At 33.0% G+C, this 22,978-nt stretch carries 26 protein-coding genes and 1 tRNA gene; 14 read left to right on the top strand and 13 right to left on the bottom strand.

What is annotated here, in order from left to right; translation table 11 throughout:
- Positions 1–17 precede the first annotated feature (17 nt).
- The 7 genes from accC (at position 18) to P2W65_RS03250 (ending at position 4,789) form a co-directional block, all read left to right on the top strand.
- Positions 18–1,364 (top strand): acetyl-CoA carboxylase biotin carboxylase subunit, encoded by a 1,347-nt coding sequence (gene accC, locus P2W65_RS03280; protein WP_179001924.1) that lies wholly within the window; start codon positions 18–20, stop codon positions 1,362–1,364.
- 316 nt (positions 1,365–1,680) lie between these two features.
- Positions 1,681–1,977 (top strand): hypothetical protein, encoded by a 297-nt coding sequence (locus tag P2W65_RS03275; protein WP_289663529.1) that lies wholly within the window; start codon positions 1,681–1,683, stop codon positions 1,975–1,977.
- A 75-nt stretch (positions 1,978–2,052) separates the two neighbouring features.
- Positions 2,053–2,349 carry a hypothetical protein gene (locus P2W65_RS03270; RefSeq protein WP_289663528.1) on the top strand — a complete coding sequence of 99 codons (297 nt, stop codon included), beginning with the start codon at positions 2,053–2,055 and terminating at the stop codon, positions 2,347–2,349.
- 28 nt (positions 2,350–2,377) lie between these two features.
- Positions 2,378–2,668, top strand: a complete 291-nt coding sequence (locus tag P2W65_RS03265) for a hypothetical protein (protein WP_289663527.1) — start codon at positions 2,378–2,380, stop codon at positions 2,666–2,668.
- 17 nt (positions 2,669–2,685) lie between these two features.
- A complete protein-coding gene (locus tag P2W65_RS03260) occupies positions 2,686–2,979 on the top strand; it encodes a PepSY-like domain-containing protein (protein ID WP_109190852.1) in 294 nt (97 codons plus the stop codon).
- 17 nt (positions 2,980–2,996) lie between these two features.
- Entirely contained in the window at positions 2,997–3,293 is a 297-nt protein-coding gene (locus tag P2W65_RS03255; RefSeq protein WP_289663525.1) for a hypothetical protein, read from the top strand.
- Positions 3,294–3,421: 128 nt separating this feature from the next.
- Entirely contained in the window at positions 3,422–4,789 is a 1,368-nt protein-coding gene (locus tag P2W65_RS03250) for a sigma-54-dependent transcriptional regulator (RefSeq protein WP_289663523.1), read from the top strand.
- A gap of 29 nt (positions 4,790–4,818) precedes the next feature.
- Here the strand turns inward: P2W65_RS03250 and P2W65_RS03245 are convergent, their stop codons facing one another.
- On the bottom strand, positions 4,819–7,251 hold the full coding sequence (locus P2W65_RS03245; protein WP_289663522.1) for a hybrid sensor histidine kinase/response regulator: 2,433 nt from the start codon (positions 7,249–7,251) through the stop codon (positions 4,819–4,821).
- 191 nt (positions 7,252–7,442) lie between these two features.
- Complete coding sequence (locus P2W65_RS03240) at positions 7,443–9,344, bottom strand: S9 family peptidase (RefSeq protein WP_289663521.1); 1,902 nt, start codon at positions 9,342–9,344, stop codon at positions 7,443–7,445.
- 214 nt (positions 9,345–9,558) lie between these two features.
- On the opposite strand from P2W65_RS03240, the gene P2W65_RS03235 reads away from it, so the two are divergent.
- From P2W65_RS03235 to P2W65_RS03220, 4 genes are read left to right on the top strand one after another with little or no spacing between them, the layout of a single operon-like run.
- Complete coding sequence (locus P2W65_RS03235; RefSeq protein WP_289663520.1) at positions 9,559–10,671, top strand: NAD(P)/FAD-dependent oxidoreductase; 1,113 nt, start codon at positions 9,559–9,561, stop codon at positions 10,669–10,671.
- Complete coding sequence (gene mtgA, locus P2W65_RS03230) at positions 10,671–11,456, top strand: monofunctional biosynthetic peptidoglycan transglycosylase (RefSeq protein ID WP_289663519.1); 786 nt, start codon at positions 10,671–10,673, stop codon at positions 11,454–11,456. The genes P2W65_RS03235 and mtgA overlap by 1 nt, the downstream gene beginning before the upstream one ends.
- Positions 11,443–12,402, top strand: coding sequence for a lipid A deacylase LpxR family protein (locus P2W65_RS03225; RefSeq protein WP_289663517.1), 960 nt, complete (start codon positions 11,443–11,445; stop codon positions 12,400–12,402). The genes mtgA and P2W65_RS03225 overlap by 14 nt, the downstream gene beginning before the upstream one ends.
- 29 nt (positions 12,403–12,431) lie before the next feature.
- Positions 12,432–12,842, top strand: a complete 411-nt coding sequence (locus P2W65_RS03220; RefSeq protein WP_289663516.1) for a hypothetical protein — start codon at positions 12,432–12,434, stop codon at positions 12,840–12,842.
- 309 nt (positions 12,843–13,151) lie between these two features.
- On the opposite strand, the gene tnpA is transcribed toward P2W65_RS03220, so the two are convergent.
- The 10 genes from tnpA to P2W65_RS03170 all read right to left on the bottom strand — a co-directional run bounded on the left by tnpA (position 13,152) and on the right by P2W65_RS03170 (position 21,067).
- Positions 13,152–13,604: an IS200/IS605 family transposase gene (gene tnpA / locus P2W65_RS03215; protein ID WP_289663514.1), complete on the bottom strand. Its 453-nt coding sequence runs from the start codon at positions 13,602–13,604 to the stop codon at positions 13,152–13,154.
- A 459-nt stretch (positions 13,605–14,063) separates the two neighbouring features.
- Positions 14,064–15,224, bottom strand: coding sequence for a leucine-rich repeat domain-containing protein (locus P2W65_RS03210; RefSeq protein WP_289663512.1), 1,161 nt, complete (start codon positions 15,222–15,224; stop codon positions 14,064–14,066).
- 11 nt (positions 15,225–15,235) lie between these two features.
- Positions 15,236–15,796: a hypothetical protein gene (locus P2W65_RS03205; protein ID WP_289663511.1), complete on the bottom strand. Its 561-nt coding sequence runs from the start codon at positions 15,794–15,796 to the stop codon at positions 15,236–15,238.
- 61 nt (positions 15,797–15,857) lie between these two features.
- On the bottom strand, positions 15,858–16,226 hold the full coding sequence (locus P2W65_RS03200) for a VOC family protein (RefSeq protein WP_289663509.1): 369 nt from the start codon (positions 16,224–16,226) through the stop codon (positions 15,858–15,860).
- 23 nt (positions 16,227–16,249) lie between these two features.
- Complete coding sequence (locus P2W65_RS03195; protein ID WP_289663508.1) at positions 16,250–17,281, bottom strand: oxidoreductase; 1,032 nt, start codon at positions 17,279–17,281, stop codon at positions 16,250–16,252.
- A gap of 575 nt (positions 17,282–17,856) precedes the next feature.
- Entirely contained in the window at positions 17,857–18,288 is a 432-nt protein-coding gene (locus tag P2W65_RS03190; protein WP_289663506.1) for a YybH family protein, read from the bottom strand.
- Positions 18,289–18,466: 178 nt separating this feature from the next.
- A complete protein-coding gene (locus tag P2W65_RS03185) occupies positions 18,467–18,832 on the bottom strand; it encodes a hypothetical protein (protein ID WP_289663505.1) in 366 nt (121 codons plus the stop codon).
- Between the two features lie 211 nt (positions 18,833–19,043).
- Positions 19,044–19,496, bottom strand: a complete 453-nt coding sequence (locus P2W65_RS03180) for a hypothetical protein (protein WP_289663504.1) — start codon at positions 19,494–19,496, stop codon at positions 19,044–19,046.
- Positions 19,497–20,441 carry a hypothetical protein gene (locus P2W65_RS03175; protein WP_289663502.1) on the bottom strand — a complete coding sequence of 315 codons (945 nt, stop codon included), beginning with the start codon at positions 20,439–20,441 and terminating at the stop codon, positions 19,497–19,499.
- A gap of 26 nt (positions 20,442–20,467) precedes the next feature.
- The gene (locus P2W65_RS03170; protein WP_289663501.1) at positions 20,468–21,067 is read right to left on the bottom strand and encodes a hypothetical protein; all 600 of its coding nucleotides are present in this window, start codon (positions 21,065–21,067) and stop codon (positions 20,468–20,470) included.
- Between the two features lie 215 nt (positions 21,068–21,282).
- On the opposite strand from P2W65_RS03170, the gene P2W65_RS03165 reads away from it, so the two are divergent.
- Positions 21,283–21,459, top strand: a complete 177-nt coding sequence (locus P2W65_RS03165; protein WP_167398267.1) for a hypothetical protein — start codon at positions 21,283–21,285, stop codon at positions 21,457–21,459.
- A 67-nt stretch (positions 21,460–21,526) separates the two neighbouring features.
- On the opposite strand, the gene P2W65_RS03160 is transcribed toward P2W65_RS03165, so the two are convergent.
- Positions 21,527–21,600, bottom strand: a tRNA-Ala gene (locus P2W65_RS03160).
- 104 nt (positions 21,601–21,704) lie between these two features.
- On the opposite strand from P2W65_RS03160, the gene P2W65_RS03155 reads away from it, so the two are divergent.
- Both P2W65_RS03155 and P2W65_RS03150 read left to right on the top strand, forming a co-directional pair.
- On the top strand, positions 21,705–22,469 hold the full coding sequence (locus tag P2W65_RS03155; RefSeq protein WP_289663499.1) for an enoyl-CoA hydratase/isomerase family protein: 765 nt from the start codon (positions 21,705–21,707) through the stop codon (positions 22,467–22,469).
- Positions 22,470–22,792: 323 nt separating this feature from the next.
- Positions 22,793–22,969: a hypothetical protein gene (locus P2W65_RS03150; RefSeq protein ID WP_289663498.1), complete on the top strand. Its 177-nt coding sequence runs from the start codon at positions 22,793–22,795 to the stop codon at positions 22,967–22,969.
- Positions 22,970–22,978 lie beyond the last annotated feature (9 nt).

The raw sequence follows: 22,978 nt of genomic DNA, 5'->3' as shown, positions 1-22,978 counted from the left end.
TATCTAATTAAAATAAGATGTTTAAAAAAATATTAATTGCGAATAGAGGAGAAATTGCACTACGTGTAATTCGTACATGTAAGGAAATGGGAATCAAAACTGTTGCAGTTTACTCTACAGCCGACGCAGAAAGTTTACACGTTAAATTTGCTGACGAAGCGGTTTGTATTGGCCCTCCTCCGAGTAACTTATCGTATTTGAAAATGTCAAATATTATTGCAGCTGCAGAAATTACAAATGCAGATGCAATTCATCCAGGTTATGGATTTCTTTCTGAGAATGCTAAATTCTCTAAAATTTGTCAAGAGCACGGAATCAAATTTATTGGTGCAGCTCCTGAAATGATCGACCGTATGGGAGATAAAGCTTCTGCAAAAGCGACAATGAAAGCGGCAGGAGTTCCTTGTGTACCAGGTTCAGATGGATTATTAGAATCTTACGAACATGCGCAAAAAACAGCTAAAGAAATTGGCTATCCAGTAATGATGAAAGCTACTGCTGGTGGTGGTGGAAAAGGAATGCGTGCCATCTGGAAAGAAGAAGAGCTTTTAAAAGCTTGGGAAAGCGCGCGCCAAGAAGCTGCTGCAGCATTTGGAAATGACGGAATGTACATGGAGAAACTTATTGAAGAGCCACGTCATATCGAAATTCAAGTTGTTGGTGATGCTTATGGTAAAGCTTGCCACCTTTCTGAAAGAGATTGTTCTGTACAACGTCGTCACCAAAAATTAACGGAAGAAACTCCTTCTCCGTTTATGACAGACGAACTTCGTGCTAGAATGGGGGAAGCTGCTGTAAAAGCTGCTGAATTCATTAAATATGAAGGAGCTGGAACTGTAGAGTTTTTGGTTGACAAACACAGAAACTTCTATTTCATGGAAATGAATACTCGTATTCAAGTAGAGCACCCAATCACAGAACAAGTTATTGATTATGATTTGATTCGTGAGCAGATTATGGTGGCTGCTGGAATTCCGATTTCAGGTAAAAACTACCTTCCAGAATTACACGCTATCGAATGTCGTATTAACGCTGAAGATCCTTATAACGATTTTCGTCCTTCACCAGGAAAAATTACTACGCTTCATATGCCAGGAGGACACGGAGTACGTTTAGATACTCACGTTTACTCAGGATATAGTATTCCGCCAAACTACGACTCTATGATTGCTAAGTTAATTACAACGGCACAATCTCGTGAAGAAGCGATTAGCAAAATGCGAAGAGCTTTGGATGAGTTCGTAATCGAAGGTGTGAAAACTACAATTCCTTTCCACAGACAATTAATGGATGATCCAAAATATATTGCAGGAGATTATACAACTGCATTTATGGATACATTTAAAATGAATAATCCAGAATAATTATAGAAGGCTGTCAATTTTTTTTGACAGCCTTTTTTCTTTATATAAGTTTTGAATACGTTCTTTTGATTCAACTTGAAACTTCAAACCTGAAACTTTCAACTAGAAAATTTCATAAGGTTACACTTTAAGTGTTTACTTATTACACACCTTTTTTCTCTTTTACACACCTTTTTACTTTTTACCTTTTTTTGGTATATCTCATAAAAGCCTTTAAAAACAAGTCTTTACGAGGTTTGGCACAGTTCTTTTTCATTACGGCATAATAATTTCATTATCTAAAGCGTAAACAACTATTAATTTAAATATATACGTTATGAAAAATTTATTTTTATCAGCCGCAATTGTCTTAGGAAGTTTAACTTCATTCGCTTCAACTACACAAGTAAACAATACAATCGTAAAAACGATTTCTATTGAAGACGAATACACTGAAATCAAACTAGAAGAATTACCAGCAGCAATTTCGGAAGCTTTGAAAAAAGCATATCCAGAAGCTGTGATTACAAAAGCATATAAAAACGAAAAATCTGAGTATAAACTTGATGTTACTGTTGGTGACAAAGTTGGAAATCTTTTCGCTAATGCAGACGGAACTTGGATTAAAAAATAATCTAAATTGTAGGTTTTGTGAAAATCCAGATCAAGAATACTAAGATCAAATTAACAACATTAAAATATAATTATCATGAAAAATTTATTTCTATCAGCCGCAATCGTTTTGGGAGGTTTAACATCATTTGCTTCAACTTCGCCAATTTCAAATACTATCGTAAAAACAATCTCTATTCAAGATGATTATACAGAAATTAAAGTAGTGGAAGTTCCGACTGCAATTACAGATGCGCTTAAAAAAGCATATCCAGATGCAGTTCTAACAAAAGCGTTTAAAAATACTAAAAATGAGTATAAGCTTGAAGTAGCTGTTGGAGACAAAACAGGAAATCTTTTTGCTAACGCAGACGGAACTTGGATTAAACAATAATTAAATCTAACCCTAAAAAACTATTACTATGAAAAAGTTAATCTTATCGGCAGCAATTGTTTTAGGCAGTTTGTCGATGCACGCAGAAACCGCTGCTGCAACCAGCCCAATGGTGCAGACAGTTAATGATCAGGATGGATATAAAGAAGTAGACGGAGTTCCGGCAGCTGTAAAGAAAGGCTTAGACGAAGCTTATCCTGGTGTAGTGCTTGAAAAAGCATGGGTAAATGACAAAAAGGAGTACAAAATTGAGATAACCGTTCGTGGTGAAAAATCGATCGTTTATACAGACGCTTCTGGAAACATTCTTAAAAAATAATTTAAACCATAAATATTATGAAAAAGTTAGTTTTATCAGCAGCGATTGTTTTAGGAAGTTTATCGGTTAATGCCACAGTTCTTCCAGCGATTTCGATCACTCAATCCGTACTAATTCAAGATGAATATACTGAAGTAGCTGCAGACGCCGTTCCGGCAGCAGTGAAGTCAACAATTGAAAAATCTTTCCCGAATACTAAGCTTGAAAAAGCTTATAAAAACGCGAAAAACGAGTACAAACTTGAAATTTCAAGCGGAGACAAGAAGTACACTATTTTTACAGATGCTTCTGGTAATATCATCAAAAAATAATTAAAAAAATCAGCATCATGAAAAAGTTAATCTTATCAGCAGTTATCCTTCTAGGAACAATGTCAATTCATGCCAATGTATTGCCTGTTTCAGAAGATGCTAAAACGACTGTAGTTATTCAGTCAGAATACACAGAAGTTGCTGTAGATGCTGTGCCTGCAGCTGTAAAAACAGCTTTGCAGACAGCTTATCCGGGAGCAAAACTGGATAAAGCATTTGTAAATGATAAAAAAGAGTACAAACTAGAAATATCAGTTGGAGACCAAAAGGCTACTGTTTACTCAGATGTCAATGGTAACTGGTTGAAGATATAATTAGGTGAATTTAGATTTATGTTTTTGGTGAAAAAGAGATTGCGTCGTGCAATCTCTTTTTTTTTGCATAATTTTGTGAAAATCCAATTTTAATAGTCTTATTTTAGCAAAAAACTCCCTAAAAGCAAATGCCCAAGATATTATTGATAGAAGATGACATCGCGTTTTGTAAATTATTAGAAAAATTTCTAATTAAAAAAATGTTTGATGTAACGATTGCTTTCTCTGCTGCAGAAGCACGTACTGCGGTTAAAAACGAATCTTTTGATTTGATTTTGACTGACCTTCGCCTGCCTGATTCTGACGGTATTGGTTTGATGTCTGAATTTAAAAACGAATACCCACATATTCCTGTTGTTTTAATGACAGGCTACTCTGATGTTAATACTGCAGTTAAAGCCATAAAAAATGGTGCGGCCGATTATATTTCGAAACCTTTCAATCCTGACGAGGTTTTGCTTGTGATTACTAATGCATTGCAAACTCCAAAAGAAGAAGAGGAAGAAGAAACAGAAGCTCCTGCTAAAAAGAAAAAAGCAGTAAAGAAAACAGCTTCTTCTCCTGAAAATGAATTTGTGAGAGGAATTTCGGTTGCTTCTAAAAAACTTTGGGATCATATTCAATTGGTAAGCCCAACAGATATGTCGGTTTTAATTATCGGCGAAAGCGGCACAGGGAAAGAAATCATTGCGAAAAGCATTCATCAGCAGAGTCAGAGAAAAAGTAATAATTTTATAGCTGTCGATTGTGGTGCGATTCCGAAAGAATTGGCTGCAAGTGAATTCTTTGGTCACTTAAAAGGATCGTTCACTGGCGCAATCAGCGATAAAATGGGATATTTTGAAGCGGCTAATGGTGGAACTTTATTTTTGGATGAAATTGGAAACCTTTCGTACGAAAATCAAATCCAGTTGTTGAGAGCGCTTCAGGAAAGAAAAATAAAACCAGTTGGAAGCAATAAAGAAATAAACGTCGATATACGCATTATTACAGCAACCAATGAAGATTTACGCGAGGCAGTAAAAAACGGCGATTTTAGAGAGGATTTATACCATAGAATCAATGAGTTTTCGATTCAGTCTCCGTCTTTAAAAGATCGCGATGAAGATTTAATGGTTTTTGCCGATTATTTCCTTGAAAAAGCCAATGAACAATTGAATAAAGAGATCATTGGATTTTCGCCAGAAGTGGTTTCGATTTTTCAAAATTATAGTTGGCCGGGAAATTTACGTGAATTACAAAACTGTGTAAAACGTTCGACTCTTTTGTCTAGAGGCGATTTTATAGAAAGTGATGTGCTTCCTGCAGAATTCTTTCAAATTCAAAAGCAGTCGGCAGGGAGTGGTAGTTTTTCATTGTCTGAAAATGAAAAAGAAGCCATTATTCATGCTTTATCGAAAGCGCAGAACAATAAGTCTGAAGCAGCCAAGCTTCTGAAAATTACCCGAAAAACACTTTACAACAAATTGAAACAATATAATATAGAATTAGAATAAAGCGCTTTATTTAAAGCGCTTTTTCTTTTTTATATTTCCTGTTTTAATGCTTCAAAAAGAACAATAATTTTTTGTTCTAAATCAGAATAAATACTTTTAATGTCAAGCGTATTTAAATCTTCTTTTTCCAAAGTCTTTAAAATTTCTCCAATTTCTTTTGCCTGAATTTGTCTGAACATTGGAGCAATTCGGTGCGAAATTGATTTTATTTCATCGTGGTTAGTATCGCTTACTGCTGTTTTCAGAAGATTTAAATTATCATGAGTGTTTTCTATAAAAGATTTTAAAACTTCTTTTAAAGCAGAATCATCCTGACCTAGAAAGTCCTTTAGAGTTTCTAACGAATACATCTGAGAAGCATTATCTTCATCATTTTCTATTGTTTCTGCAACAGGAATTTCTTCATGATCCAAAATGTGCTGGATAGTTTCTAGTAAAATTTTTGGCGAATAAGGCTTTTTGACAACCGTTGTAAAACCAGCATCTTTATAAACCGAAAGATCTAAATCGGTTCTTCCTGTAAGTGCAATAACAGGCTGGTTTTTGAAAGTAGTTTCAGGAAGTTCTTTTAGCTTTTCTAAAAACATAAAACCGTCAATTTCCGGCATCTGAATGTCAGTAATCACAAAATCAAAATGTGTATTTTGAATGGTTTCTAAAGCTTTAATAGGATTAGTAAAAGAAAAAACCTGATGTTGCTCCTGTTTCAAAACACCGCTGGTTAAATTCAAAAGATTAATATCATCATCAACCACAATAAAAGTGTTTTTTTTGGTATTTCTTAAAGTCTTATTTGCTTCATTTAAATTGGGTTGGCTATTATCAAATAATAAAGGCAGTTGAATTGTAAAAGTGCTTCCTTTTCCAAAAATACTATCCAAGCTTAAACTGCCACCCAAAATAGAAATAATTTTTTTACAGATAGATAATCCTAAACCAGTGCCTCCATATGTTTTTTCAATGTTTTCATTCGCTTGGGCAAACTCTTCAAAAACCAATTTCTGATTGGCTTTTTCAATTCCTATTCCAGTATCTTGAATAGAAATAGTAAAAGTATCCTCTTCATCCGCGTAAGCAGCAATTCGTATATGACCTTGTTCTGTAAACTTATAAGCATTTCCGATAATGTTGGTCAGAATTTGTTTTAATCGAAATGGATCACCAACGATGCGTTTCTGAAATTTTTCATCAACATTAATAATAAGATCAATATCTTTTTGCTTGTAAACAGTATGGATATTTTGGGCAACATCTTCAATGATTTCAGGAAGTAAAAACGGAACTTTTTCAATCGAAATTTTTCCGGCCTCAATTTGTGAGAAGTCTAATAAATCCTGAACCAGCTGTGTAATATACTCAGATGAATTTTTGATGTTTTTGATAAAATAAGACTGCTTAGTATTCACATCTGAATTTCCTAAAAGTTCAGAATATCCCACAATGGTGCTCAAAGGTGTTTTTAAATCGTGGCTTACAGTAGAGATTAATTGTTCTCGGCTTTTAAGCAGATTTTTGGTCTTGAAATTGGCTATTTCTAACTGTTTTTTATAGACCTGAGATTTAGAATAATCACTCACAATCAAAATAGAGAAAAATACAGTTAACAATAAACCGATAACAGCAGAAGCAGTTACAATTTCGTTGACTCTTTTTAAAGATTTTTCTTTTAATGAATTATTTTTGATCGAATTGATGATGATTTCTCTTTCAATAATTCGAAGCACTTTTCGAAGCTGATCAGAAATTGCCATTTCGTTCTGAAGCAATTTATTTTCTTCAAAATTCAAAGATTCTTTTTTCTTTTCGGCTTTTAATTTTACGGTACTTAAGAGTTTTTTAGAATTCGCCAAAATAGAATCGGAAGCTTTTTTGCTCAGCGTATTGGTGCTGTCATCCGGAATATTGGAATTTAGATAATCAACATAGCGTTGCAGAACACTACGCTGATAACTTCCTAACTGATTTGGGTTTTTTGTAAAATCTTGAAGTTCCAGCTTTCTTAAATTAAACTCCATTTTTGTGATTTCGTCAATCGCATTATTAACCGAAGTTTCGTCGTCTGCTTTATTCTTGATTTCTTTTAACTGCTTGATGTTTTTGGTCTTTTCAGACAGAAGAAAAGTCACACTATCCAAAAGTGTTTTTTGATATTCTGTAGTAACAATTTGTTTTAAAGTATCAAGGCGAAGACGAAGCGAATCGGTTTCGATTAAATAATTTTTAAAATCTTTTTCGGAGTTGCTTTGAATGGTTTGTCTGGCTAAACTTTCCGTTTTGTAAACATTAGAAAAAAGTTTACTGACTTTAAGGATTTTGGTTTTTTCGAAAGCAATTTTATCTTCCAGTTTGTTATAAACGACATTTTCCGAATACAAAAACCATCCAACGGTAACCACCAAAGCTAACAAAGCGACATAACTGAATAAAACTTTAAGTGCGGTGTAACTTTTTTTGGTCTCCATATTTTACTGAAAGGTTTTTGGGGAAATTTGGTCCCGAAATCTCGGGATTATAATGTCCTGCAATTTATCTAAAAAAATCTGTTTTAAGAACAGTGAAACTACTGATAATGTTATATAATTGTAAGGTGTATAAAGCAAAACAGCCGTAGATTATGTAAAATCTACGGCTGTTATTTATAATTTTTTAACGATTATAATGTTTCGCTTAACCATTTGAAAAACTCACCTTGCCAAACCTGAGCATTTTGAGGTTTTAAAACCCAGTGATTTTCTTCTGGGAAATATACAAATCGGCTTTTGATTCCTCTTAACTGCGCAGCCTGAAAAGCTTCTTGTCCTTGTCCGATTGGCACACGGAAATCTTTTCCGCCTTGGAAAATCAAAATAGGTCGGTTCCAGTTCTGAACCAAAGTTGCAGGGTTGAAAGTGGTGTAGGCTTTTTGAGCAACAGCATTATCTTTTTCCCAATACGCGCCTCCAAAATCCCAGTTGTTAAAGAAAACTTCTTCAGTTGTTCCTAACATCGAAACGGTATTGAAAACTCCATCGTGAGCAATGAAAGTTTTGAAACGGTTTTTATGAATTCCAGCTAAGTAGAATACAGAATATCCTCCATAGCTCGCTCCAACGCAACCTAAACGGCTTTTGTCAACATAACTTTCTTTAGCCACATCATCAATTGCAGAAAGGTAATCGTCCATAACTTGTCCGCCCCAATCTTTACTAATTTGCTCGTTCCATTCTACACCATGTCCTGGCATTCCACGGCGATTTGGTGCAACGACTACATAACCTTTAGCGGCCATTAATGAGAAATTCCAACGGAAAGAATACGATTGTGTCAATGCACTTTGCGGGCCGCCTTGGCAGTATAATAAAGTTGGATATTTTTTTGTAGCATCAAAATTTGGAGGAAGAATTACCCAAACCAACATTTTTTTACCGTCGGTTGTGGTAACATAACGTCTTTCGGTTTTGCTTAACGTTAATGATTTATAAGTTTCTGTATTTACATTAGAAAGTTGTTTCCAAGTGTTTTTCTTTAAATTAAAAGAAAAAATTTCGCCAGCATGATTCATGTCTGTTCTAGTCACGATGATATCATCTCCGGCAAATCCAACTAAATCATTTACGTCAAAATCTCCTTTTGTCAATTGCTGAACATTGATTGCGATTTTAGTCAAGCCAGGAAAATTAACCGAAAAAATTTGTTTTGTACCATCAATTGGCGCTACAAAAAATACTGTTTTTCCGTCTTTGCTCCAGATAAAATTATCTACAGTTCCGTCCCAGTTTGCTGTTAAGTTTTGTTTCATTCCTTTAAACTCAACAATAATATCATTTTTATCAGACTCATAACCGTCACGTTTCATTTGCAACCAAGTTAAATTTCCTGTTGGAGAAAATTGTGGCGCTGTATCGTAACCTAAATTACCATCTGTTTTATTAACCGTTTTTTGAGTTTCCAGATTGTACTCATAAATATCGGTATTGGTAGAAATAGCATAAGCCGTTCCTGCTTTTTTCTTGCAAACGTACAAAATGCTTTTGCTGTCTGGCGACCAGATATAATCTTCGTCACCACCGAAAGGTTTTTGCGGAGAATCAAAAGTTTCGCCTTTTAAGATATCGATTCCTTTTGCGCCGTCTTTATTTTCTTTATAAAAAACATGGTTGAATTTCCCTTCGTTCCAGGTATCCCAATGACGGTAATCTAATCCGTCGTAGATTTGCGCATCCGATTTTGTCAGGTTTGGATAAAAATCTTTACCTAAAACTTTGTCGATTTTTACTTCTTCGTTATAAACAACATATTTTCCGTCAGGAGAAATGTTTTTGTCTGTTAAGATGTCTTTAGTGTCTTTAATTTCAACTGCATTTCCTCCAGTTACAGGAATCGTATACAATTTTGAAGACGATTTATTTTCTTCTACAGAAGGCGTAGAAACTTTAAAAACAACATTTTTTGCATCTTTAGAAATGCCAAGAGGTGTCACTCTTCCTAATTTCCATAACAATTCCGGCGACATCATATTCTGTCCGATAGCATTTAAACTCATCATTATTAAGGTTGTTAATACTACTTTTTTCATAATCAATTATTCTATTTTTTGTGGTGCTAAAAATACAACATTTAAAATCCAATTAGTTAAATTTCAAATTTCAATTATTGTTAAAATTCTAAACTTACCTGCGATATTTTTTTTCGCCACGAATTCACAAATTTTTATTCACAAAGATTATCAAAATATAATCCGTGAATTCGTGGCGGAAAAAAAATCATTATTTTTATAAAAAACTCTAAAAATGGAATTAAGTTATTGGGAATTAAAAAACTGGTTCACGAATGTAGATTACACTATCGTAGGAAGTGGCATTGTTGGTCTGCATACTGCTTTGCGCTTACGCGAAAGATTTCCAGCAGCCAAAATTCTGGTTTTGGAAAGAGGCATGTTACCGCAAGGTGCGAGTACCAAAAATGCTGGTTTTGCCTGTTTCGGGAGTCTTTCGGAAATTTTAGAAGATTTAAAAACACATTCAGAAGATGATGTTGTAACTCTGATTGAAAAACGATGGAAAGGTTTGCAGTTGCTTCGAAAAAAACTTGGAGATTCGGCAATAGATTTTAAACCTCATGGTGGCTATGAATTGTTTTTGAAAGAAGATGAATTCGGGTTTAATGAATGTATTTCGAGAATGCCGTTTATCAACGAAATCTTAAAACCACTTTTTAAAACAGATGTTTTTACCAAAGAAACAGACCGATTTGGATTTGGAAATGTTCAGGATTATTTAATTTTTAATCCGTTTGAAGCACAAATTGATACCGGAAATATGATGCAGGAATTACTAAGACAAGCAGTTTCAGAGAATATTTTAATTCTCAATCAGCAAACCGTAACCTCTTACGCAGATGCAGGAAATCATGCTGAAGTAGTTCTAAATGATTTTAGTTTTAAAACCCAAAAACTGCTTTTTGCTACAAATGGTTTTGCCGGATCTCTCACAAATGGAGCAGTTAAACCAGCCCGAGCACAGGTTTTAATTACAGAACCGATTCATAATTTAGACATAAAAGGAACGTTTCATTTAGATAAAGGCTATTATTATTTTAGAAATATAAACGATAGAATTTTATTAGGAGGAGGGAGAAACCTGGATTTTGAAGGTGAAACTACAACCGAATTTGGTAACACGAAAATTATCCAAAATAAATTGGAAGATTTACTGAAAAATGTAATTTTACCGAATCAGGATTTTCAGATTGCGCACCGTTGGAGTGGCATTATGGGAATCGGAAATAGTAAAAATCCTGTTGTAACTCAACTGTCTGAAAACGTGTTTTGTGGAGTGCGTTTGGGCGGAATGGGAGTGGCAGTAGGCAGTTTAATAGGAACAGAATTAGCAGATTTAATATAATGGGAGTAACCAAAAGACCAATTAAAAAAACAACAACCGCAAGTAAACCTAAACCTAAAACGGCTCCTAAAAAAGGAAATCGTTCTTGGGGCGAAAGAATAAAATGGTTTTTTATAAAAGCTGCTTTATGGTTTTTTGGAATATCCATTGGGTCGGTTATCTTTTTTAAATATGTTCCAGTTCCGTTTACGCCATTAATGCTTATTCGTGCTATCGAAAATAAATGGGCAGGAAAAGAGGTTTACTTTGATCACGACTGGGAACCGATTGAAAAAATTTCCATGAATCTGCAAAAAGCAGTTATTGCCAGCGAAGATGCCACTTTTTTAACACACAACGGTTTCGATTTTAAAGCGCTTCAAAAAGCCTATAAAAGCAACGAACGCGGACGCCGAATTCGTGGAGGAAGTACAATCTCACAACAAACCGCTAAGAATGTCTTTTTATGGCAGGGTAAAAGTTATTTCCGTAAAGGTCTCGAAGCTTATTTTACTGTTTTGATTGAACTAATTTGGGGTAAAGAACGCATCATGGAAGTTTACCTAAACAGTATTGAAATGGGAGACGGAGTTTACGGAGCTTATGCCGCAACAGAACACTGGTACCGCCGAGATGCTTCTAGTTTAACGCCAATGCAGGCGGCGGGAATTGCAGCAATTCTTCCAAATCCGAGAAAATTTAAAGCTACAGGTTCTTCAAGCTATATTAACAGAAGAAAAGAACGAATTGTCCGCGAAATGCGATACGTTGGAAAAATCAATTATAAAGGAGATGAGAAAAAGTAAAAAAGCTCTTTTTGCTTTTCTGATCTTAAACGTAACGTTGACTTTTGGACAAGGAAAAACTTCTGAAATAGGTTTTATATCAGACAATGATTTATACACTTCGTCTAAAAACGATATGTATTATACCAACGGATTGGAACTTTTTTATCGGTTTTTATCAAAAAATGATAATGAAAAGATCAATAAGAAAGTCACAGAATTCCGTGTTGGACAGTATATCTATAATCCGAGATTTATTAATGAAACAGCAATCGATATAAACGATCGTCCTTTTACGGCTTATCTTTTTGCAGAAGCCGGCAGAAGCTTCTTTTATCAAAGCGAGTCAGTTTTAAAAACTAATTTCCAGTTAGGATTTATGGGGCCAAATGCTTTGGGAGAAGAAACTCAGGTTGGATTTCATAAAATTATTGGATACAAAAAAGTGTACGGCTGGGAAAATCAATTGCATAATGCTTTTGCTGTCCAGGCGCATGTAATGTATTCTAAAAAAATGTTCCCTTCCAAACACAATGATTTTGTCGATTTGCACTTTCATTCCGAAGCCAATTTAGGAACTATTTTTACAGGACTTTCAACTGGTTTTATGGCGAGAATTGGATTTAAAAAACTGCTTCCAATTTATGATTCTAATATGTATCATGCTTCTGTAAACTCACAGGTTCAGACGGATATTAGAGAGTTCTACTTTTATGCCATGCCAAGTGTCAATTATCAGTTTTATGATGCCACGATAGAAGGCAGTATGTTTAATGACACCAGTCCGATTACATTTGATTTGAATCCGCTTCGTTTTAATGCTGAAGCTGGCTTAAAATACCGACACAACAATTTTAATATCTCCTATTCTTTTCTTTACCGTGGAAGAGAACTAAATGATCCAGGAATCAATACCAATGCAGGATATTTTTATGGCTCGATTCGAATGGGGTTTTTGATTAAATAATCTTTTTAAACAAAAAAATTAAAATCAATATGATTGGATATTTTGTTTTCTTCGTTTTCGTAGCCATTTTTGCTTATGTTAGTGTTAAGTGGGGAACATTTTTGATTTCAGATTTAATAGCTGGATTTATTTTATTAGTATTCTTTACACATTATCATTTTAGAAATGATCTTGATAAAAAAGCTGGAATTATGGTCTTTTTTGTTAACCTCATTCTCTATGTTCTTCTCTTTATTTCTTCTGCATTTATTTATTTTGACCAAGAAAATGAAAAAAAGACTTACTGGATATTTACTATTCTTGCGTCTTTTCTTTTAGTTATGTTGGAAAAAATGGTATTAAATTTTGATGATGCTTTTCAGGGTGTGTATGTTCCTGTCGCGTTAGCTTTTTTTCCGATGTATCTTTTGAAATATTATATTAAATATATAAAAGAGTAGGTTTAGAATACTATTTCAATGATTTTAGGATTGTATTTTCTTTTTTATTCAAGTAAGTAGATTTACTAGAAAGGCTTTTTTTTGCTATTGCCTTCAGGGCGCATGATGTCTCTTTGATTTTACTTTCATAGCGCTTCGCACTATGGTAATGTCTTTAGGGCTTTCAGCCCAGTTTTGAAAATTGTTAGATTTTATTTGTTTTTACAGAAGTGCATAAAACAGCTCTGAAAGAGCTCAAGTATTAGAGTGGTGTAACGCGCCATGGAAAAAGAATTGATATAGTTAATCCAGTCTTGAAAGGGCGAAAACCTAATCCCAAAGATATCGTTCATCATAGTCGACATTATATTTATTTAAAAATGCTAAGAGCTCTTTTTTGAATGTCTTTTTTTTATGATGTTCTTCCTGATTTTTAATGTATTTAACCACTATCTCTAACTGTGAGGGATTAACAGAAAAAATACCATAACCATCCTGCCAGTAAAAGTTGGCATAACGCCTATCTATTGTTTTTATCCATTTCGATGATTGTTTTTTTACTTCTTCAACCAATTTCATTTGTGTAATTTTTTTGGATAATAAACAAAGAATATGAACATGGTCATTATACCCTCCTACCTGAATGGGATTGCATTCTAACCCTTTGCAAATTCCTCCAAGATATGCCCATAGTTTTTCTTTTATGTCGTCGTCAATAAAGGGGTAACGCTTTTTTGTGCTGAATACTAGATGTACGTATACTTTGTATAATGATTGTGGCATAATTTTTCTCTTTTAGGTAAGATGATTTTCTTTTTTTACATAGCGCTTCGCACTATGTTAATCTCTTTGGGGCTTTCAGCCCATTTTGGAAGTCTACTCTTATAGCGCTTTGCACTATGGTAGTATCTATTGGGCTTTCAGCCCATTTTGTTGCTGAATTGTTCTTTGTCCTTTGTACAACCAGATAAAAACAGCTCTGAAAGAGCCCAACCACTAAGATAGTGCAACGCACTATTGAAGAGAAAGAATATAGTCACTCAAGCCCTGAAAGGGCGAAAGCCTATTCTCATGGGTATAATTACCATAAGTTGTACGGAAAAATAAAATTAAAAGCCGAAGTATTGGAAGAGAGCCAGCAAAAGTTATAATTATATTATAATAAGTTAATAATGAGCGATTAAAACAACAAAGCCACTTCTGTTTAAGAAGTGGCTTTGTTTATTTTTTAGTAAAAAAAAATCAATACGTCTCATAAATTATTTCATCGCTCATTTTAAGTTTTGCATCAAAAGAAACATATAAAAATAACCTGCCGGCAGGAGAATCGCCGGCATCGTAACCTATTCTGAAGGATTCTTCATCATCAAAAATAATATCCGAAGCTTTTAGAGTTTCAATGTTTTCATCTGGATGTTTTTGCTGAATAAATGTCAAAGCTTCCTGATTAAGCTGAGCGAAATTTTTATACAGTTTTGTAATGATTGGACTTAATTTTTCGATTTCTTTTTTGGTTCTGACTTCTGTTGAAACGTAAAGTTCGGAATCTTCAAAAACTAATGAAGCAGAATAGGTAGAGGACGAAATATCATATTTGAAAACCGCAATTCCGTCAATGATATAATCTTCTTCTTTTATAAGATTATTGGCGTAATCTAAAGATTCTAATTTAGAATTATTGCTGGTATCTAAGACTGCTATTTTATTATCAGAACAATAGAGTCTTTTAAGCATTGTATTTTGACTAATATCTAAAATGGAAATATGATTATAAAAACAATGTAAATCTTCGAGTTCTTTGTTGTTTTGGAGATTAAGCTGTTTGAGTACATTATTACTGCATCGTAAGGTTTGCAATGAAATACATCCGCTCAAATCGAGATTCAATAAACCGTTCTGACTGCATTCTAGATGTTTAAGATGAGGTTTTTCTCCTAATTCTACTCCAAAAATGTGATTGTATGAAAAGTCCAGTTCTTCTAAAAGCGAATTGTTTTCTGTAGAAAGATCAGTCAATAAGTTCCAATGACAGATAAATTCTTTTAAAAGCGTATTGTTTTTCAGGTTTATTTTTTTTAACCGATTGAAACCGCAGTTCAAATGCTGAAGTGCTGTATTGGCTGATAAATCAAGCGACAGCATTTCATTCTCATTACAGATTAATTCTTCTAACTGCAAATTACGGCTGACATCAACAGACTGCAGTTTATTATAAGAACAGTTTAAACTTTTTAAGGAAGTAAAATATTCTAATCCGTTTAGATTTTTTAACTTTTGGACACTCAAGTCCAGTGAAACAATCTTTTCGACATCATTTGTTTGAATTGTTGTTTTATCCTGAGAGAAATTCTCCAGAACATATTGTTTAAAAACAGAATCGGTAAAAGAATGGGTAATATCCATAATTGAGTTTTTTAATCCAAATCCATATCTTTTGTTAAGTCATCCCACTTTTTATTGAGGTATTCTTTTGTATAAGTCAGCATTTCAGGACTAATATCGTAGGTTGTTTGTACCGTTGGACTTAAAATGGCTTTTCCTTCTTCAAAATGAATATAGACATGAACACCATTGTCTCCCCAAAAGAAAGGAAAAACAATTGCCATATTTTCTACACTTTCACTTACATATTTTTCCAGACTGATGATGAAAGCAAACATTGGAAGCATTTCCAAATAGTTTTCACTAAAAAACATCATTCCCCAATGCCATTCTTCGGCAGTTTCATCATAATCTGAGAAAGCCATTGCTTGTTTGTACTCCATCCAGCCGTTAAGAACTTCTTGATTGGTATCATCATCATAAGAGCGAAGCAGTTCGCTGGTCAGAGCCATTTTAGAATACATTTGTCGGCTGTCCCACCATTTTAACCAATTATCGTTTAGTTCTGGTTTTTCGGGAGAACTGCTTAAAAATTTGTCAAGCTGAAGTTTGGTGATTTTTACTTTACAGAATAGAGAACTTAATTCAGACATGATTTTGTAATATTTTAAATTTCGTTGTTAGATATAAAAAAGTTTCCGACATGAATTCCAATTACCACTCCATAAAGAGAATAGAATGATTATCAGGGTCTCTTAAAAATAATGCCATTCCGCCGGGATACTCCCAAGGGCCAGAGAATGTGCCGCTTTTCATTTTGTGAGGATTTGATTCTGAAGTTTCGGTAACGTTGTTTTTAATAAATCTTTCATATGTTTCCTCTATATTGGCTTCATTTATCTCAATATTTCCGGTATTTAGAGGTCTTTCTGCGGTACTTATTTTAAGTTCGAAATGGTTGCCAATTGGAACAGAAAAACCTTTTGAACTTTTTAAATCTTCTTCATCAAGATCAAAAACCTTTTTGTAAAAATCAAAGGACTTTTGAAGATTTATACTATAAAACCAAGCTGAAATTCTCATAAAAATATTTTTAGATTATTATTTTAATGGCGATTATCACATTGAAGGTAAATTTCTTCGTTTGATTTATCTATAATAGAAATGGCTGGACAGCCAAAAGATTCATATAAAAAACCAAATACAACTTCTGGTTTATTCTTGAAAAGTTTTCCTGTATATTGTTCAACAGCATCGTCTCCGTTTTCATAATTTAAAGGAGCAGGAGAGGTACCTTCGCTTTGACTGTATAATTTTTCAATTATGATTTCTTTGGTTTTGGAATCGGTAACTAAAAGACGTCTGGCATAAATTATTTTATTGCTATCTAGATAATCCTGTAAAAAATACTGATAACTGTCTGTTTGATAAGAATAAGTATTTCCAGCGTTGGTGCCCTTTAGCGTATTTTTATCTTCTTTTTTTAAAGATTTAGACGGATAATCTTTTGGAGCAATTTTTTTCCATGAAATTGGTTTTAAACCTTCTTTCGAAAACGGATTTTCTTTACCAACATAGACCAAAGCATCCCGATAATATTCGCTAAATCCACTCAACTGTTTTTTGTTGATTTCGAAACCAATCATAAAATCGTAATTATGATGTGGCCAATCTTCTTCTGAAGAATATCCGTTTAACATTGCAGCAGTTTTTAAATTTTTGACTAAAAAAGAAGCCAGTTTGTTTTTGGCATAATCGTAAACAAAAACTGAATCGGTTTCTGCAATATTGGTTTTAGAAAGAAATCTTTTTCTATAGTTTTTGGAAAAAGCAAAATACTGAGCATTATGTTTTCCTAATTTTTCAATATTGGGCAAAGCAAGAGTGTCTTTTTCGTCATCAACAGGATAAATATCCGAAAGCGAAACAAAAGCAATATCACTGCTGTCTTTAGGCATAACTGTAAACAAATTGATACTTTCTTTTCTCGGAGTTGCTTCACCTTCCTGTAAAGAATCGGTTTTTACTGTTGCATTTTTTGAAGTATCCTGTTTTTGTAATTTAGAAGATTCTTTTTTGTTGCAGGCAGCTAGTAAGATTAAAAAAGAGGCAGATAATAGAAGGGGCTTTAATGTCATTTTACATTTATGGATTTTAATTTTCTATTCATTATGTACGAAAGTACTTTAATTTGTTTAAACTTGAAAGTTAAAACTCAGTCAATTTTTCTGTTTTTCAACATTCTTCTAAAAAATAAATAGGCAGTGAGACATATTATTAAATGAGGTAAAACCAGCATTGCTAAAAAATTCCAGCCCGATAGGAGTATATCGGAATTAAATTCCTTTACAGATAAATCGCCTATCATAAAACAAAACAATGTTGTAAACGAAATCAGGCAATAAGTTGCTAATGAATAAAATCTGTTTTTTCTAATAGGTTCATAATGGTTCAGAAAAATGGTAACGGATGAGAGAGACAAGAACAAAACAAATCTTAAAGAGAAAAAAAAGGACAAATTGGAAAGTATAACCAGCCAGAAACTTTTAGTCTCATCTTGTATCTCAAAAAAACGATACAATAAACCACCTGAAATTAAAAGACTGAACAGTATAATCAGCAACCATGTTTTAATAAAGTAAAATGTCATTGTTTTGCTATTTTCTTTGTAAATAATTATCGATTAATTGTTGATTTTCTCCTTATAATTTTTTTATCCAGAATGATCAATATACAAATACCAAAGACCATTTATTTTTCGCATTATCCCCGAAAATTGTCCCGAACTATTTTTTCCATTTGGAGCTTCGACACTAAATTTGGCGCTTACAAAAGCATCTTTTTTTGAAAGAGGTTCAACAACAAAATCGGTCATGGTTAGTTTTCCCATTCTTTCTTTTGGCCAGTATTTCTTAAAGAAATCGGCAATATTGTTTTTTTCATAAACTACACCGCCGCTGTAAATCATTCGGACAGAATCTAGTGGAGCATAAAATTCTAGATAACCTTCAAGGTCACCATTATTCCAGCAGGTTTGTTGTGCTTTTAAACGATTCAAAACCTGTTGTACAATTTTATCCTGACAATTGCCATTAAAAGAAATCATGAGAAAGAATCCGAGAAATAAAAATTTTAAGTAACGCATGGTTTTATTTAATTAGGTAAGTTCAAATAGATAAAATTATAAAAGCAAATAAGGAAAAAGAGCTGAGATAAGCCATCAATATGTTGAAATAAGTTTAATTGATTTAAAAATGTTTCGTAATGCTAGAATCATTATTTCCAGACATTTTATCACTCAAATGTTAGTCCATAACGATAAATCAATTGTCTTTTATTTCAATAACATTTCCGGTGTTTTTATCGAATGTAATTGTTTTGTTTGGGCCTCCATAAAATAGAGTAAGCGTAATGGTATGATCGGTTTCATTTTTAAAAAGGATGTCTTTCGCAGTTCTGATTTTTAGATCCAGATTATCATTCATAATTTCAGAATCAGTGCATTTGATGATTCTTTTTTCAAACAAACCTTTTTTCTCAATGATTTCAAGCCACGGATAAACCATTGGGCCATATCCTACAATCTGAGCTCTGTAATTTTCATTAAGATTTTTATCAATGTATAAACCCAATGATGTAGTTGAATTTAGCAAAGCATAAAAAGGAAGCATCATAGCAATAATACTCAAGGCGAATGTTATTATTATGCAGACCAAAAGAAGCTTTGCCAAAAGCTTTTTCCAAAAAACAATGATTATAACAAAACTGGAAAAAAGCCAAAACCAAAACAAAATCGCATCACTATAATAACCCCGAAAACTTATTGCTTTAAAATAATATAAGGCACAATCCAATATAGAAATAGCGCTTAGAATAAGATAAAATCGCAGTATTATTTTTTTATTTAAGCTCATATTTTTTCGAAATAAATTTTAAACCAAAAATGGTAACAATAGATAAAACTACAATAGGCAGAAAAGAAAGTGAAAACGTATAATGTAGTTCTTCTTTAAAAAGATAAGTACTCCAGGAAGATTCTCTATCTACAAAAATGCAATAGTTCAAGAAAAACCAAACTGAAATTAAACATAATAACTGAATTGTGATTCTTATCGGTTTGTTTTTGATAAAATAGAATGTTAGAAAAACAACCGTTAGAATAATGGTCGTAAACACAGACATTAAATAAGCATCATCAAAAAAACTACTGTCGGGATTTCCGCTGGATACTCTTTCAGAAAGACTTCCCATTGCCCAGTAAATTTCGATGAAAGTGGTCAGAAAAATCAATAAAGGAATCGCAAGGGATCTTTTAAGAAATTGAATGGTTTTATTTAATAATGTTTGTTCCATTTATTTGCAATTGGTAATAATCTGTTCTTTTGATGGATTTGATTTATTGCCTTGAAGTTCTATCTCCACAATTTTATTTTCTTTAAGAAAATGACTGAACGGACAGTAATTTTCGAAGCTTTTGTTCTGAAAAAAATACAGCAGTTTTATTAATTTTAGATTTGGAAACGTAATGTTTCCGTTAATCGTTTTGTTTTCATTTAAAGCGAAAAAGCCATTTACATTTTCCAGTTTTTCCAAAGATATCGAGGTTAGTAAGTCAGAGTATTCAACGCTAAAATTTTCATGTACAGTTTGCAGGTTTTTAAAACAATTTAATGTTTTGATTTCGCTGTTCATAATCATAACCGTTTGAACTTCTTTAATCTGATTAAATCCATCCAGTGTTTGAAGTCCCGAATTTCCTATTATAAATATTTTTTTTGCTTTAACTAGATTATTAAAACCGGAGATTTCTATTAAAGGATTTTCGGTGTATTTTCCACTGTTGTTTCCAAAAGTGATATCGCCGTTTACTGTAGTTAATTTATCAAAACCGCTAATCTGTTTTAATTCACATCCCGAAATAGTAAAATGTCCGTTTACCTGTTCAAGGTTTGTTAATCCTTGTACTGACTCCAGATTTTTGAGTTTGAGTACCAATAATTCGCCGTTGATTTTTTGGATACTTGAAAGTGCATTCAAATTTTGAATTTCATTCGATAAATCTGAAGATAAAGTATCGCCAATAATTAGATTTCCATTGATATAAGTGTATTTGTTTTGTCCAAAGTCATCAACCTCTTTCTGAGTCTTTAAATTAATGTTTCCTTTGAAAACTTTATCTGTTTTTGCAATTTCTAAATTCATAATCTCTATTTTCTCATTTGAAGCCCCTGATTTTTGACAGGAAATAGTAAATGAGTTTAGAATTGTGAGAAGTAATATTGAAATAAATCGTTTCATTTTCTGTGTTTACTGCATTTTACAAACTATTTATCCGTTTTTTCATTCTCAATATAATTTTTGACTATTTCTAAAAACTCGTCTTTGGTCAAATAACGCTTAAGAAATTCTTCGAGAGTGCCTTCGTTTTCAATTTCACTGAAAAAGACTTCATGATCAGTTGAGTAAACTGTTGGATTTTCAGGATTTGGATCTGTTAGACAGATAAAAAACTGATCCGGATATCCATAGGAATAACAAATACAGATAAAATCTAAATCTCCGCCTTCCACTACTTCTCTAACTTCAGCTTCCTCTATTAATCCGTCAAACTCTTCAAAATCTTTTGTGCCTTGTTTAAAAGGGGTAAAAAGAAAATTCCTGTAAAAATCCTGCCCGTACGGAAGTTCGTGATCAGAGAAAAAATGATGTAGTAATTGGTCATAAAATTCTTTTCTGTTTTCCTGATACAATTCACGGTTATCGGCATAAAATTCGTCGGCTCCGTATAACTCGTCTTCGTAATAATCGGTATATAACGGATGACTGAATTCGATTGACTGTAAATCTTCCTGTAATGAATTTCCTTTTACTTTATCGATGTTTCCGCCAATTTGCTGGATTCGATCTAATATTTCTTTTTTCATTTTTTGGTGTTTAGTGTATTTGAATTTTCGTTGGCTATAGTATTCGGTGTTGTCGTTTTTAAAATGATTGACGCTCTAAACAAAAATAAGAAACCTTTTTAAAGAAATATCTTTCAAATTGTATAAAAGTAAAGGACTGATCAAGAATTTTATTCTTAACCTTTTGATAATATGGTAAGTAGTTTAAATTTTTACTTTTAATTAAAATTTAAATTATGGAAATAAATTGGGTTGTAATAGCAGTAGTGATTTTATTGGTTGTTCTTTTAATTGTTTTAACCATTAGAAAAAATCTAAAAGAGAAAAAGAAATTGGAAAATTTGCTGAATAACGATTTCAAAAAAGCTGAAAAAGATAGAGTAGATGCTGATGATTCGGCTAATGAGAAATGACAAAATTGCGAAACCACAGAAAAAAACAACCCTTGTAAAACAGAATTTACAAGGGTTTTAATTTTTGTGGAGAATACCGGATTCGAACCGGTCACCCCTTGCCTGCCAGGCAAGTACTCTAGCCAAATGAGCTAATCCCCCAAAGCGTCAACAAATAAAGTCAAATAATTCTCAAAAAACAAATTTAGAAATCAATCAGATAAAATATTTTTCAAAAGCGTAACTTTACGTTTAAATCTATTTTTATGAGTTCAGAAAATCTAAATGGAAGTTTAGAAACTTCTTTTCAAAATACAATTGCAACGGTACAATTTGGACATCCTGCCAGTAATTCTTTTCCGAGGGCTTTGTTAAACCAACTTACGACTGAAATTAATTCGCTGAGCAGAGATGAAAATGTTTCGGTTATTATTTTAAAAAGTGAAGGAAACAGAGCATTTTGTTCCGGAGCTTCTTTTGATGAACTTTTGCAGGTTGAAAATGAGGAACAAGGCACAGAGTTTTTCTCAGGCTTTGCTCATTTGTTAAATGCCATGCGCAATTGCAATAAATTAATTATTGGTCGTGTTCAGGGAAAAGCTGTTGGTGGTGGAGTCGGAATTATTTCGGCTTGTGATTATGTTTTTGCTACTCCTGAAAGTGCTATAAAATTGTCTGAACTGGCAATCGGAATTGGCCCATTTGTTATTGAACCTGCTGTTTCTCGTAAAATAGGAAAAACGGCGATGACTCAAATGACTTTGGCACCACATGAATGGAAATCTGCTGAATGGGCTTTTGAAAAAGGACTTTATTCAGCTTTAAGTGATTCTGTGAATTTGGATCAGGATGTCGAAAATTTTGCCCAAAAATTAAGTTCTTATAATCCCGAAGCTTTATTTGAAATGAAAAAGATTATTTGGGAAGGGACAGAGCAATGGGAATCTCTTTTGTTTGAGCGTGCTGCAATTACAGGTAAATTGGTTTTATCTGATTTTAGCAGAAATGCTTTACTGCAGTTTAAAAAATAGCTATGATATAAGTCATTTATTTTGGGGAAATAACTATATAATTTTGACAAGGAGTTGCTAACTAAAAAAAATAAACACATAGGAACATAGATTTAGTTTGTGAATAAAAGAAAATAGAAAGAAACTAGTTTCTCACACATAGAATAGCTATGTGAATTTATGAAAGTGAAATGCCTTTTTTTAATTTCCAACAAGCTATGTTTCTATGTGTTTAAATATAGTGGTAAAGTTTCTATAAACTGGTTAGACTTCGAAGAAGAGTTAGATAGAATAATCCAATTAATTCTTTTAATCTGTGGCTATAAAAATAAATATAATTTAAAATGAAACTTATTTCCTTATTCCAAAAAGTAGACATTGCAGAGAAAATTAAAGACGCCCCAGACAGTGGTTATCAAATTGGCGTTGTCATTGGATCTTTCATTCCGTTTCTGGTTTTGGGCGGACTTGCTTTGTGGATGTATCTTAGGGCTAAAAAAAGAGACAAAAACGGCAATTAATTTGTAAAT

Origin of the sequence: Flavobacterium panacagri (assembly GCF_030378165.1) — a bacterium.
GTDB classification, from domain to species: domain Bacteria; phylum Bacteroidota; class Bacteroidia; order Flavobacteriales; family Flavobacteriaceae; genus Flavobacterium; species Flavobacterium panacagri.
This window is presented reverse-complemented; position numbering and strand designations above follow the sequence as displayed.